Consider the following 13808-nt stretch of genomic DNA (forward strand, 5'->3'; position numbering starts at 1 on the left):
GCCATCCACGCCAACAAGGCCAGCAACGCCATCGCGCCGCGCGGCGCATCGTAACGAAGCGCTTTTTTTGTGCTCACGCACCGGCTACGATAAAAAAGCCGCGGCAGCGCGCCGTCTTCCTTCCGACGCCCGGTCCCTTCCCTGCATCGATTCCTGACGAGGTGGTCGCGTATGAACCGCTTATCGAGCGCCGTGACGGCGATGAAATCGCACTATGAAGTGGTGGTGATCGGTTCCGGTTACGGCGGCGCGATCGCCGCGAGCCGCATGGCGCGCGCGGGGCGCAGCGTCTGCGTGCTCGAACGTGGGCGCGAATTCATGGCCGGCGAATATCCGCGCACACCGTTTCAGGGCGCCGCGCAGATCCAGTACAACACGCCAGCCGCGCAAATCGGCTCGCCACTCGCGCTGCTCGAAGTACATGTGAACGACGACGTGAACGCAGTGGTGGGCTGCGGCCTTGGCGGCACTTCGCTGATCAACGCGAACGTCGCGCTCAAAGTCGATCCGCGCCTGTGGGACGACACGCGCTGGCCCGCCGCGCTGCGCGAAGACCAGGCTGGGCGCGAAACAGGTTATCAGCGCGCATGGGACATGTTGCAACCCTCGCCGGTTCCGGGCCGTTTTCGCGAACTGCCGAAACTGCTGGCACTCGCAAAGTCCGCAGAGGCACTCGGCATGGCCGATCACTTCAGCACGCCGCCCGTGACCGTGACTTTCGAAGACCGCACGAACGCGGCCGGCGTCGCCCAGAAAGCCTGCACCGGATGCGGCGACTGCAACTCAGGTTGCAACTACGACGCAAAAAATTCGACGCATATGAACTATCTGCCCGACGCAGTCGCGCACGGCGCGCAGATTTTCACTGGCGCCGCCGTCCATTCGGTGACCCGCAATACCGATACGCAGAAATGGCAAGTGGGCTATCAACTCGTGCGCCTCGGGCGTGAGAGCTACGACGCGCCTGACCTTTTCGTGAGTGCGGACGTTGTCATCGTGTCGGCGGGAACAATCGGCTCGACCGCGTTGCTGCTGCGTTCGCGCAATGAGGGGCTCACCGTCTCGGGCATGCTCGGCCAGCGCTTTACCGGCAATGGCGACGTGCTGGCCTTCGCCTACAACACCGACGACACCATCAACGGCGTCGGCTGGGGCGCGCATCTGGAAGGCGAGCTTCCGCCCGTAGGGCCCACCATTACGGGGCTGATCGATCACCGCGATACGCCTGACGTCAAAGACGGCTTCGTGATCGAAGAAGGCTCGCTCGCGGGGCCGGTGGGCGCCGCGCTCGTCGGCATGCTCGGCGCCGCTGCGCCGCTTTCGGGCGTCGACGTCGCGGGCCCGCGCCCGGTTGAGCAGCAACTCGCTTACGATGCACGCGTTGTCGAAGGCGTCCTGCACGGACCGTATCGCGGCGCGCTGAATCACACGCAGAGCTACCTCGTGATGGCGCACGACGACGAAAGCGGCCAGATCAGCGTCAACGACAAGGGCCGCCCGCGCATTACGTGGGAAAACGCCGGTAAACAGCTCATTTACGAAACCGTCGAAGAAACGCTGAAGAATGCGACGGCCCCGCTAGGCGGCAAGTACCTGCGCGACCCGATTTCCAACGACATCTTCGGCAACCGCACCGTGACCGTGCATCCGCTCGGCGGCTGCGCAATGGGCGAGCACGCCGAACAGGGTGTGGTCGACCATATGGGCCGCGTGTTCAGCGGCATGACCGGCACGGATGTGCACGACGGCCTCTACGTCATGGACGGCGCGGTCATGCCGATGTCGCTCGGCGTGAATCCGCTGTGGACCATCTCTGCGCTCGCCGAGCGCAACTGCGCGCTGCTCGCGGCGTCGCGAGGCTGGACCATCGACTACGATTCCAGGGGCACCGCCGCCGCGCCGCCCGCGCAAAAAATCGGCCTGCGCTTCACCGAAACAATGGTCGGCCATTACACGCCGGCCGGCGCGAGCGACGACGCAGCGAGCCCGATGGCCTTCACGCTGACTGTGGAGTCCGACGACCTCGACGCAATGCTTCGGGATCCCAATCATATGGCCCGGACCGCCGGCACGTTGAGCTGCATTGCACTGTCCGCGCAGCCGATGACGATTACCGACGGCACCTTCAATCTGTTCGTGACCGACCCGCAAGATGTCGACGAGCGCAACATGAACTACCGCATGACGCTCAATACCGTGGAAGGCAAGACCTACTATCTGAGCGGGCAAAAAATCATCACGCGCACGTCGCCGCTCGAGTTGTGGGAGCAGACCAATACGCTCTATGCGCAGGTGTTCGAAGCGCCGGAAGCCGACGTGCCGCCGCTTGGCAACGCCAGGCTGATCATCACGCCGGAAAATTTCCTGAAACAGCAGCGCACGCTCGAAGTGACCAACGCTCCGGATCTGAAAACCCGCCTCGAATGGACGCTCAAGTTCGGCAAGTTCTTTGCGGGCGTGCTGTTCAGCGAATACGGCGGCGTCGCCGCGCCTTTGCAGTACCACGACCCCGACGCGCCGCCGCGTCTGAAGCGCGCATTGCGGGCGCCCGCGCCGCAAGTGTTCTTCTTCGACACGCCTGACGGCACGCGTCTGCGGCTCACGCGCTTTGTCGATCCGGCGCGCAAGAACGCGCGCCCCGTGTTGCTGATTCATGGCTCCGGCGTGTCGAGTCGCATCTATTCGACGGATCTGATCGGCACCAATCTGGTCGAATATCTGTGCGCCGCGGGTTACGACGTATGGCTCGTCGATCTGCGCGTGAGCATAGAAATGCCGAGCGTGCTCGTGCCGACCAACGTCGACAAGGTCGCACTGGAGGACATTCCCGCAGCCGTCGCGAAGATTCGCGAGGTGACCGGCGCGCCCGCCATCCAGGCGCTCGGCCACTGCATGGGCGGCCTCGCGTTGAGCATGTCGCTCATGGCGGGACTGCAAGGCGTGGGCTCCGCGGTGATTTCCCAGGTCGCCGCGCATCCGGTGCCGGGCACGCTTGGCCGCATCAAGGCGGGGCTGCACATTCCCGACATCATGCAACACCTGGGCGTGACCGATCTCACCGCCTATACCGAGGACGAACGCTGGCCGCACAATCTGTTCGACGAAGCGCTGCGCCTCTACCCCGTCGATCACGACGAAGGCTGCGGCAATCCCATCTGCCATCGCGCCACATTCATGTACGGGCTGCTCTACGAACACGCGCAGGTCAACGAGACGCTTCATTCCAACTTGCAGGAATTGCTTGGCGTGCACGACGTCGGCGTGTTCAGGCATCTGGCGGCCATGGTGCGCGCGGGCAAGGTCGTCGACGCAGAAGGAAATGATGTCTATCTGCGTGGAGCGCGCGGCATGAAGGGCCTGACAGGCATGCGTATTCCGATTGCCTTCATCCACGGCGAGTGCAACGCAACGTATGTGCCGAAGAGCACCGCGCTAACCTATGAGATGCTTGCCGACGCCTTTCCCGAGCAACCTTACGAGCGCTACCTGATTCCGGGCTATGGACACATCGACTGCATTTTCGGCAAGAACGCTGCGCTCGACGTGTATCCGACTATCGCGAGCTATCTGAACGCGCACTGAAGTGTCCGCGCATTAGCGTGAGCGCGCAGCAGCATGCATGCGCCGTTCAGAACAGCTTGCCGGGATTCAGAATGCCGTGCGGATCGAGCGCATGCTTGATTGCAGCCATCGCGGCCAGTTCCGTGGGCGAGCGCGAGATCGGCAGGAACTCGCGCTTGAGCAGACCAATGCCATGTTCGGCCGACACCGAGCCGTGCAGCGGCCCGAGCATTTCATACACGAACGCGTACACGGCATGATGATCGACACCGGGAATCGAGTTCCCGTCTACCGTGACATGCAGATTCGAATCGCCGATATGGCCGAAAAAATACGACTCATTGCCGGGCCAGCGTTCGTTCAGCGCTGCGCGGCAACGCTCGACAAAGTCGCCGATCACGCTGATCGGCAGACTCACGTCGAAGTTGATTGGGTCGAGCCGCACCGGAAATTCGGCCGTGCATTCGCGAATCGCCCATAACGCACGTGCGTCCGCCACCGACTGCGCGATCACCGCGTCGCGTATCGCGCCTTCGTCGAGCGCCTCGGTCAGCGCAGCGGCAAAGCGTTCGCCGTGGTCGTCCGCGTCGAAGCCCGCATGTTCGATCAACGCGTAAAGCGGATGCGCGCCGTCGAACGGCGAGCGCGTGCCCGTCAGCTTGACGCCGAAATCGTAGAAGTCCGGCCACATGATTTCGAATGCGCTGATGTCGTTGCCAAAGCGCGTCGACAGGCGACGCAGCAGATTCACCGCGGCGTCGTAGCCATTGAGCGCGACGAGCGCGGTATGGCGAGCGGCGCGTTGCGGATGAAGCCGCAACACCGCACGCGTGATGATGCCAAGCGTGCCTTCGGATCCGATGAACCAGTGCTTCAGGTCGTAGCCGGTGTTGTTCTTCACCATCTTGCCAAGCGAGCTCAGCACGTCGCCGTTGGCGAGCACGACTTCGAGCCCCAGCACCTGGTCGCGCGCGGTGCCCGACTGAATCACGCGGTTGCCGCCCGCATTGGTCGCGAGATTGCCGCCGATCTGACACGAGCCGCGCGCGCCCAGATCGAGCGCGAGTTCGAAGCCCGCTTGCGCTGCGGCTTCCTGCGCGGTTTGCAAAGTGGTGCCCGCGCGCACGGTGAGCGTGGCCGAAGCTGCATCGATTTCCTCGACGCCAGCGAGGCGTTCGAGCGACAACGCAATGTCGTTCGCGCGCGCAATCGCGCCGCCTGCGAGCCCCGTCATGCCGCCTTGCGGCACCACCGGCTGATAGGCCGCGTGGCAGATTGCCAGTGCGCGCGCGACTTCCTCCGTGCTGCGCGGCAGCAGCAAGGCTGCCGGGCGTGTGGGAGCGTGGCGCGTCCAGTCGGTCATCGCGCGTTCGCCAATCTGTTCGCCGACGCGCACCGCATCGGCGCCGAGCTCCGCGCGCAGCGCGTCGAGCGTGGCGGAAAGCGGCGCGGTGCACGGCTGTGCGTTCGCGTCGTGGTGCGCGATGGGGTCTTGGGTCATGCAATATCCCTTGCTGTGCTTATGTTGTTGGCGCGGCGTGCTTCTTTCGATAACCCATTGAATCGTTGATGCGGCCGAGAATATAGTCGCCTGCCGCCACCGGCTGATATTTCAGATCGTCGGCATTCGCGCCGAGATCGCGGGGGTCCACGATCGCGCCGTAGGTCGGATCGTAGAAGGTCGCGATCGAATAACGTTCCCGCCCGGACGCATTGATCACGCGATGCAGCGTCGAGCGGAAACGGTCGTTGGTCCAGCGCGCGAGCAGATCGCCGACGTTCACGACGAAGCTGCCCTCCACGGGCGGCGCGTCGACCCACGTGTCGTTAGCGATTTCGCGCACCTGCAGGCCGCCCACCTGATCCTGCCATAGCAACGTGATGCAGCCGTAATCGGTATGCGGCGCGACGCCGAACTGGTCTTCGTCGGACTGAGGCGGTTGCGGCGGATAGTAGACCATTTGCGTGCGCTGCATCCGCTTCGTATAACGCGAGGCGAAAAAGTGCTCGTCTACGCCGAGGCTCACGGCGACCGCGCGCAACAGGTCAGCGCCGCACGCTCCCACCGCTTCATAGTAGCCATACAGCGCCGGCCGCAACTGCGGCATGAAATCCGGCCAATTGTTCGGTCCACGCAGCGCCTGACCCGCCAGCACGTCCGGATCGTCTTCCGGCAATTCGAGCCCGATGCTGAAAAACTCCTTGTAATCGGGGCGCTTTGCCTGGTACATGGTCGCATCGCCAAGCGCATTGAAACCCCGATGCCGGTGATTCACCGCGGCGCGTCGCTTGGTCTCGACCGGGAACGCGAAGAAGGTGCGCGCGGCTTGCGCGGCCGCGTCGATGACAGCTTGCGGCACCCCGTGATTGACAATGTAGAAGAAGCCAATGGTCGTGCAAGCCTCGCGAATCTGCCGCGCCACGTCGTGCAACGCACGCGGGTCGCCCGCGCGAACGCCGGCGAAGTCGATGAGCGGAATACGGGTCACAGGCATCGTGTTGCTCCGGTGAATGTGTAGAGCGGCGAGCGCAAGCGCGAGATCATTGCAGTGGTATATACCGCCAAAAGCGCACTCGCAAGTGAACTCGCGAAGCTGCATGTAAGGGCTTTTCTCTACTCGTGCGTTTATTTATTTCGCAGCAAAACTGCGGTATATACTGCCTCGCATGACTCGCGCCGCGCCGATGCTTCGTGCCGCTTGCGCATCACCTGTGCGACCTCGCTTTGCCAACTGGAGAACCTCATGAGCATCCTTGCAGGCTGGAAGTGGCGTTTCGTCATGCTGGCGTTGTGCGCGGCGAGTGTCGGCGCTCATGCGGAAGACCAGCTCGCCAAAGTAAAAAAGGCCGGCGAACTGGTAGTCGGCACGGAGATGCAGTTCGCGCCTTTCGACTTCCTCGAAAACGGCCAGCAAGCGGGTTTCAACAAGGAGCTGTTCGCCGAAGTCGGCAAGGAACTCGGCGTGAAGGTGCGCTTCATCGACCTGCCCTGGCCGAGCGTGCTGCCCGGCCTCGAAGCGGGCAAGTTCGACATGGTGGGCGGCCCGCTCACGGTCACCAAAGCGCGCATGGAGCGCTACACGTACACGCTGCCCGTCGCGGATGCCACCGACGCGCTGCTCAAACGCGCGAACGATACGGCGCTCAAACAATCGTCCGACATTGCAGGCAAGACCGTTGGCGCGGGCAAAGGCTCGGCGCAGCTCGACCAGCTGAAGGCATACGTGGCCACCTTGCCGAAGCCGCCTGAAATCCGCGAATACGTCGACAACAATCAGGCCTATGCCGACCTCGCCGCGGGCCGCATTGCGGCCGTCGCGAACTCCATGACCAACATTGCGTATGTCGCCAAGCAGCGCCCTGAAACTTTCGCCGTGGTGCAACCGCCGTTCGGCGCGAAAGTGTACTTCGCGTACTGCATGCGCAAGGACGCGGACAGCAAGCCGCTCGCCGACGCCTTCAATGCGGCGCTCGTGAAGATGCACAACGACGGACGCCTCGCCGCGTTGCAAAAGAAGTGGTTCGGCGTCGCGATGGACGCGCCGACCACCATGCCCACGCCGAACTATTGACGCGCGCTGCACGCACGTCGGGCGCCTATTGACAGCAGATCCGCGAGGGCGACGCTCATGTTCAGCACGACCGTCTTCGTTCAAGGCATGCCGCTGCTGCTGCATGCTGCCCTCGCCACCATCGGCGTTTCGCTGTCGGGCCTCCTGATTGGCTTTTTCGTGGCCGTGGGCGTATGTGCGGCGAGGCTGTCGCGCAAACGCGCGGCACGCCGGTTCGGCGGTGCCTACGTGTTCTTCTTTCGCGGCGTGCCGATGTTGGTGCAGTTGCTGCTCGTGTACTACCTGTTGCCGTTCGTGGGCATCAACGTGCCACCGCTCGTCGCCGCGATCAGCGCCGTGTCGCTGTGCTCCGCCTCCTATATCGCAGAGATTCTGCGCGGCGGTTTTCTCAGCATTCCGCCCGGCCATATCGAAGCCGCGCGCATGCTCGGCCTCTCGCCGTTCGACACGCTGCGGCGTATTCTCGTGCCGCAGGCGTTCCGTCTGACGTTGCCCTCGCTCGTCAACGAAATGGTGCTGCTCATCAAGGCTTCGTCGCTCATTTCGGTGGTGGGTGTCGCTGAATTGACGCGCACCGCGCAGAACATTGCGGCCAGCACTTATAGACCGCTCGAAGCATATGTTGCCGCCGGGCTCATCTACTTCGTGATCTGCGGTGCGCTCGCACTCGTCGCGCATGCCGCCGAATATCGGCTGAAGCACGCCTGATCGACCGGAGCCCACGCGATGCAACAGTTCGATCCCACCGTCATCACGCACAATCTTCAGCCGATTGCAGCGGGCCTTGCGACGACGCTCGGCACCTGGGCCGCGGGCGTGGCCATCGGCATGCTGATCGGCTTCGTGATTGCGGTGCTGCAGCTCTTTTGCGGGCGCTGGGTACGCGCGCTGTTGCGCCTGTACATCGAGCTTTTTCGCGGCACACCGTTTCTCGTGCAACTGTTTTTGCTCTACTACGGCGGCCCATCATTCGGACTCACGCTCGAGCCCATGACCGCCGGTGTACTCGGCCTCGGCCTTTATGGCAGCGCGTATTTCGCCGAAGCGTTTCGCTCCGGCTTTCAGTCGGTGCCGCCGGGCCATCTCGAGGCGGCCTCGTGTCTGGGCTTGACGCGCACGCAAGCGGTGCTGCGCATCCAGATGCCGCAAATGCTGGTGCTGATCGTGCCGGCGCTCACCAACCTCATCATCGTGCTGAGCAAGGAAACCGCGGTGCTTTCCATCGTCACCGTGCCCGAGCTGACTTTCGTGCTCACCGGCATCGGCTCGGCGACCTTTGCCTTCGTCGAGACGCTGCTCATGCTCTGTGTATGCTATCTCGCGCTGGTCGAGCTGACTTCGCGCGCGGGCATGTGGGCCGAGGCCCGCATCGCCCGTTTCATGGCATAAGGATCTGGACCCATCATGAATGCCATTGCCGACATGCCCTCTTCCGCGTCCAGCGTTGCGCACGCGCAGCGCTCTGCACCCTTGATTGAAGTACGCGATCTGCGCAAGCGCTTTGGCGACGTCGAAGTGCTGCGCGGCGTCGACCTCGAGATCGCGCGCTCGGAAGTGGTGTGCATCATCGGTCCCTCGGGCTCGGGCAAAAGCACGCTGCTGCGCTGCCTCGCCGCGCTCGAAACGTACGATCACGGCGACGTGCGTGTCGAGGGGGAACTGCTCGGCTACACGGAGCGCGGCGGCCGCCGCGTGCGTGCATCGCAGGCGGATATCAACCGTGTGCGGCGCAACGTCGGCATGGTGTTTCAGCAGTTCAACCTGTGGCCGCACATGACGGCGCTCGGCAACGTGATGGAAGCGCTGTTGCGCGTGCGGCGTCTGTCGCACGACGAAGCGCGCGGCCGTGCGAACAGAATGCTGGAAACCGTGGGCCTTTCGCACAAGGGCGATGCTTATCCGGCGAAGCTCTCCGGCGGGCAGCAGCAGCGCGTGGCGATCGCGCGAGCGCTCGCCATGGAGCCGCACATCATGTTGTTCGACGAGCCCACGTCGGCCCTCGATCCCGAACTGGTCGGCGAAGTGCTGCAAGTAATGAAGCAGCTCGCTCGCGACGGCATGACGATGGCCGTCGTCACGCACGAAATGGGCTTCGCCGCGCAGGTCGCGGACAAGGTCGTGTTCATCGACGAAGGACGCATTGCCGTGCAGGGCAAACCGCGCGAGGTCTTTCACGATGCCGGACAGCCGCGCTTGCGGCAATTCCTGCAAAACTATTTCGACCGCAACGCATTCTGGGCGCGCGGCCCCGACGACGCTAACACGCCATGATCGCGCGCCCTGCCCTCGCGGCAATGCGCAAACCGTGAAAGAGGCTGCCGATGTCCGCCATGCTTCGCAGCAAGAGTCACCATGCCGAAGGCGAGCCGCCGGCCGACGCCGCGAGGAGCGCAGGCGTCGCGGCCCATGCGCCGGCTGCCCGCTACGAGCAGGTCAAGCATCATATTCGCGGCATTATCGAATCCGGCGCGCGGCGCGCCGGCGAGCGCCTGCCTTCCGAACTCGATCTGGTTGCGACGCTGGGCGTCTCGCGCATGACCGTCAATCGCGCGCTGCGCGAGCTGGTGCACGAAGGGCTCGTCACGCGCGTATCGGGCGTCGGCACCTTCGTTGCACAGGCAAGGCCGCAATCCACCCTGCTGATGATCGCGCATATCGGCGACGAAATCCGTTCGCGCGGCCACGAATACAGCTACCGTACCGTGCTTTTGCAACGCGAGACCGCGTCTGTCGTGGTGTCGAATGCGTTAGGGCTCGCGCCTGGCGCTTCGGTCTTTCATGTGATTTGCGTGCATCGCGAGAACGGCCTGCCGGTGCAACTGGAAGACCGCTACGTGAACCCGGTCACCGCGCCGGATTTTCTGCGGCAGGATTTTTCCACGATCAGGCCGTCGGAATACCTGTATGAAACGGTGCCGGCGCACGACGTCGAGCACATTGTCGACGCGGGACTGCCCACGCGCGCCGAAGCGGAACTGCTCGAAATCCGCATGGAAGAACCGTGCCTCACGCTGGTACGGCGAACATGGACGAGCGGCATTGCGGTGACGTTTGCGCGCTTCGTGCATCCGGGTTCGCGCTACCGGCTCGGCTGCCGCTTCTCCCCGGATCTGTCACAACGGCAAGGCTGATGCGACACCGCTCTAGCAGCGAGACAACGCCCGCTGCGCGGTTACACGTTCCCCGCCAGATGAAAACGCGACGCCGGATGCCACAAGTGCACAGAGGTCGCGACATCGTCACCCACCCAGGTACGGCGCCATAGCAGCAGGCAAGGCTCGCCGATTTCCATCGACAGATGCCGCCGCACGTGCGCGTCGGGCTTTTGCGCATAGATGCGAAATTCCGCGCGCTGGATCGGCGCGAGACGCACCATGTAGTGATTCGGTGTCTCCACGGTGAAGTCCTGTTGCAGGTACTCGGGAAACACCTTCGGATTGACGTAGCGGTCCTCGTACTGGATCGGCTCGCCCTCCTCGCTATGGACGATGCACGAATGAAACGCCGGACCGCTGGCGAGACCGAGCGTTTCGAGCGCCTGCGGGTCGTCGCTCGGTTCGAGCGTCAGCACGCGCGCCGAATGACGATGACCGCGTGCGGCGATTTCGTCGGCGATATTGCGGATTTCCAGCACCGTGGATTCGTAGCGCTGCGGCGCGACGAAGGTGCCCGAGCCCTGCACTCGCGTGAGTACCCGTTCGGCTGTCAATTCCCGCAGCGCGCGCGACACGGTCATGCGTGCGACGCCGAACTCCTTGACCAGTTCCATTTCGGAAGGAATCAGCCCGCCCGGCTTCCAGTCGCCTTCGCTGATACGACGGATCACGTAACGCTTGATCTGCTCGTAAGCGGGCATGGCTTTCGCCGGTGTCTCCCTGCAAGCGGCGCGCTGCGCCACGTGCGCTCCCGGCGCGCCTCGCTCGGCCGGGTTGTGCCTGTGCTCCTGAGTATCTGTAATGGTGTTCACTCCAACCTCGTGGGTGGTGGGGTGGTCAGGTGGTAGCCGTGGTGCCGCCCGGACGCCCCATAAAGCGCCAGTGCGCCGGCGGATAGCCTGCGCACCAGCCAGTCAGAATCAGGCCACGTGCGCCGCGCCCAGCATGGTGCCGGGGCTGTTCGCGGCTGCCGGGAAACTGTGCGCAGCGGGCACGCCCGCAATCGATGCGTGCGCAACGAACTGCGTGCCGTCGCCTGGCGTCGCGTTGTCCGGCTTCATCTTAACCGGACCCGGCAGCGGCGGCGGCGCCTCGCCGGCAATCATGCGGAACGCGACGCTCATGTCGTCCGCGAGCGGACGGTCGTCGCGATAGGTGGGCACGATCTGGCGCACGCGTTGCCACAACGCTTGAGTGTGCGGCGCGCGCGGCGCGTCGCCGGCTTGCAGGTCGTAGGCTTGCGCCGCGGCCAGCAGTTCGATGGCGACAATGCGCCCCGCGTTGTCGACGATCTCCAGCGCCTTGAGCGCGGCGGGCGTCGCGTGGCACAGGTGGTCTTCCTGCAGGCCCGAGGTAATGCCGCCGTCCAGACTCGCGGGTAGCGCAAGGCGCCGGTTCTGTGCGACCAGCGAGGCCGCCGTGTACTGCGCGATCATGAAGCCCGAACAGGTGCCGCCCGGCTCGGCGAGAAACGCGGGCAAGCCGCTCACGAGCGGATTGACGAGGCGGTCGAGGCGCCGCTCCGCCATCGCCGCGACCTGCGCGATCGCGGTGGCGAGGCTGTCCATCGCAAGCGCAATGGATGCACCCACCGCATGCGCCTGCGAATACACGCGGGGATCGTCGGGCGTGCCGGCGACGATCGGGTTGTCGGTAATCGACGCCAGTTCGCGGTTCACCACCTCCGCGGTCGCGGCAAGCACGTCGCGCGCGGCGCCGTGTACGTGGGGAATGGTGCGCATGCTGAGCGGGTCTTGCGTGCGCTGGCCGACCACTGCCGCGAGAATGCCGCTGTCCGCGAGCGCGGTGCGCATGCGCTCGCCCACCAGGTTGAGCCCCGGCGAAACCCGCAAGGCAAGCGAGTCTTCGGCGAATGCGGCAAGCTGGCCACGCAGATTCTCGAAGCTCATGGCGGCGACCAGATCGGTCCAGTCGAGCAGCCGCACGCCGCGCGCGAGCGCGAGCGCCGCAAGCCCGGTCACGCACGGGGTGCCGTTGATGAGGCTCAAGCCTTCCTTCGCTTCCAGCACGAGCGGCTCGCGTCCGAGCAGCCGCAACGCGTCGCGTCCCTTCAGGCGCTCACCGCGATACCGCACATATCCCTCTCCGATGCACACCAGCGCGATATGCGCCATATGGCTCAGATAACCGACCGAGCCGAACGCGGGAACCTCGGGCAGGCAATCGGCATTGAGCAAGGCGACGAGTTGATCCGCTACTTCAAGGCGGATACCCGAATGCCCATGGGCGAAATTGTTGACCGCCGCCGCCATGATCGCGCGCGTCTCGGCAACGCCCAGCGGCGCGCCGACGCCGACTGCGTGGCTCATCAGAATGTTGCGCGACAGCGTGCGCTGCTCGGTTGGCGACACGATCACGTCGCACAACGCGCCAACGCCTGTATTCACGCCATACGCGCGAATGCCGCGCTCGACGATCTGCTCGACAAGTACGCGCGCCGCCGCAATGCGCGCGCGGGCGTCGGCGGAAAGCTCGAGCGGTTCGCCGGCGGCAACCGCCGCCACCTGGGTCCAGTCGAGCGGACGATCGGAACGGATCACGGCCATGATGGTGCTCTGCGCGTTAAGTGATGTGCTAAGTGACGTGCTAATTGACGTGCTAATTGACGTGTTAAGTGACGTGTCAAGCGAGGTATTGGATGCCGCGCGTCACGCGGCGATCTGCCGATGACGCGCCGTTCAGTTCGTGGTGCGGTCGTGGTGACTCGACACGAATTGCCGGAAGCGCTCGGACTTGCACTCCACGAACACTTCGTCGGGCGTGCCGTCTGCCTCGACCTGCCCCTGATGCAGAAACATCACGCGATTCGACACGTGGCGCGCGAAACCCATTTCATGCGTGACGACCAGCATCGTGCGGCCTTCTTCGGCGAGCGAGCGCATCACGCGCAGCACTTCGCCCACCAGTTCGGGGTCGAGCGCAGAGGTCGGTTCGTCGAACAGCATGACCTTCGGATGCATGGCGAGCGCGCGCGCAATCGCCACGCGCTGTTGCTGGCCGCCCGACAGATGCGCCGGATAGTGGCCGCGCTTGTCCGCAAGACCGACTTTCGCGAGCAACGCCTCGGCCTCTTCCACCGACTCGGCGCGGCTGCGCTTTTGCACGCGCATCGGCCCTTCGATCAGGTTTTCGAGCACCGTCATATGCGACCAGAGATTGAAGTTCTGGAACACCATGCCGAGTTGCGAGCGAACCCGGTCGACCTGGCGGCGGTCGCTCGGTTGCAGCTTGCCGTCGCTGCGGCGTTTCATTTTCAGTTCTTCGCCGGCGAGCGCGACGCAGCCGTCATCAGGCGTCTCCAGCAGGTTCAGGCAGCGCAGGAAGGTGCTCTTGCCCGAGCCGCTCGCTCCAAGTATCGAGATCACGTCGCCTTGATGAGCGTCGAGCGAAATGCCTTTGAGCACGTGATGATCGCCGAACGATTTGTGAATGTTCTTGACCGACAGTGCAACGGGTGCCGTAGCGTTCATGGAATTCTCCAGGTTCATCCGGAATGGCC

11 protein-coding genes are annotated in these 13808 nt (G+C 64.2%); 6 read left to right on the forward strand and 5 right to left on the reverse strand.

From position 1 onward, the window contains the following. Positions 1-171: 171 nt before the first annotated feature. A complete protein-coding gene (locus JNB89_RS13750) occupies positions 172-3582 on the forward strand; it encodes an alpha/beta fold hydrolase (RefSeq protein WP_220362522.1) in 3411 nt (1136 codons plus the stop codon). Between the two features lie 46 nt (positions 3583-3628). Here JNB89_RS13750 and JNB89_RS13755 read toward each other — a convergent pair whose 3' ends face one another. Further along, positions 3629-5062 (reverse strand): FAD-binding oxidoreductase, encoded by a 1434-nt coding sequence (locus tag JNB89_RS13755; RefSeq protein ID WP_220362523.1) that lies wholly within the window; start codon positions 5060-5062, stop codon positions 3629-3631. Between the two features lie 19 nt (positions 5063-5081). Then, a complete protein-coding gene (locus tag JNB89_RS13760) occupies positions 5082-6056 on the reverse strand; it encodes an isopenicillin N synthase family dioxygenase (RefSeq protein WP_220362524.1) in 975 nt (324 codons plus the stop codon). A gap of 249 nt (positions 6057-6305) precedes the next feature. On the opposite strand from JNB89_RS13760, the gene JNB89_RS13765 reads away from it, so the two are divergent. From JNB89_RS13765 to hutC (JNB89_RS13785), 5 genes are read left to right on the forward strand one after another with little or no spacing between them, the layout of a single operon-like run. Next, on the forward strand, positions 6306-7133 hold the full coding sequence (locus tag JNB89_RS13765) for a transporter substrate-binding domain-containing protein (RefSeq protein ID WP_013343113.1): 828 nt from the start codon (positions 6306-6308) through the stop codon (positions 7131-7133). A gap of 57 nt (positions 7134-7190) precedes the next feature. Next, a complete protein-coding gene (locus JNB89_RS13770; RefSeq protein WP_220362525.1) occupies positions 7191-7841 on the forward strand; it encodes an amino acid ABC transporter permease in 651 nt (216 codons plus the stop codon). 18 nt (positions 7842-7859) lie between these two features. Next, positions 7860-8522 (forward strand): amino acid ABC transporter permease, encoded by a 663-nt coding sequence (locus JNB89_RS13775; protein WP_220362526.1) that lies wholly within the window; start codon positions 7860-7862, stop codon positions 8520-8522. Positions 8523-8537: 15 nt separating this feature from the next. Continuing rightward, the gene (locus JNB89_RS13780) at positions 8538-9404 is read left to right on the forward strand and encodes an amino acid ABC transporter ATP-binding protein (protein ID WP_276572773.1); all 867 of its coding nucleotides are present in this window, start codon (positions 8538-8540) and stop codon (positions 9402-9404) included. 50 nt (positions 9405-9454) lie between these two features. After that, on the forward strand, positions 9455-10264 hold the full coding sequence (hutC, locus tag JNB89_RS13785; protein WP_220362527.1) for a histidine utilization repressor: 810 nt from the start codon (positions 9455-9457) through the stop codon (positions 10262-10264). 41 nt (positions 10265-10305) lie between these two features. On the opposite strand, the gene hutC (JNB89_RS13790) is transcribed toward hutC (JNB89_RS13785), so the two are convergent. From hutC (JNB89_RS13790) to JNB89_RS13800, 3 genes are all read right to left on the reverse strand, one after another. After that, complete coding sequence (gene hutC / locus JNB89_RS13790; protein ID WP_220362558.1) at positions 10306-10989, reverse strand: histidine utilization repressor; 684 nt, start codon at positions 10987-10989, stop codon at positions 10306-10308. 219 nt (positions 10990-11208) lie between these two features. Next, positions 11209-12855, reverse strand: a complete 1647-nt coding sequence (locus JNB89_RS13795; RefSeq protein ID WP_220362528.1) for an HAL/PAL/TAL family ammonia-lyase — start codon at positions 12853-12855, stop codon at positions 11209-11211. 132 nt (positions 12856-12987) lie between these two features. Then, positions 12988-13779, reverse strand: coding sequence for an ABC transporter ATP-binding protein (locus tag JNB89_RS13800; RefSeq protein ID WP_027212798.1), 792 nt, complete (start codon positions 13777-13779; stop codon positions 12988-12990). Positions 13780-13808: the final 29 nt, after the last annotated feature.

This window comes from Paraburkholderia phenoliruptrix (assembly GCF_019511605.1).
Classification (GTDB): Bacteria; Pseudomonadota; Gammaproteobacteria; order Burkholderiales; family Burkholderiaceae; genus Paraburkholderia; species Paraburkholderia phenoliruptrix_A.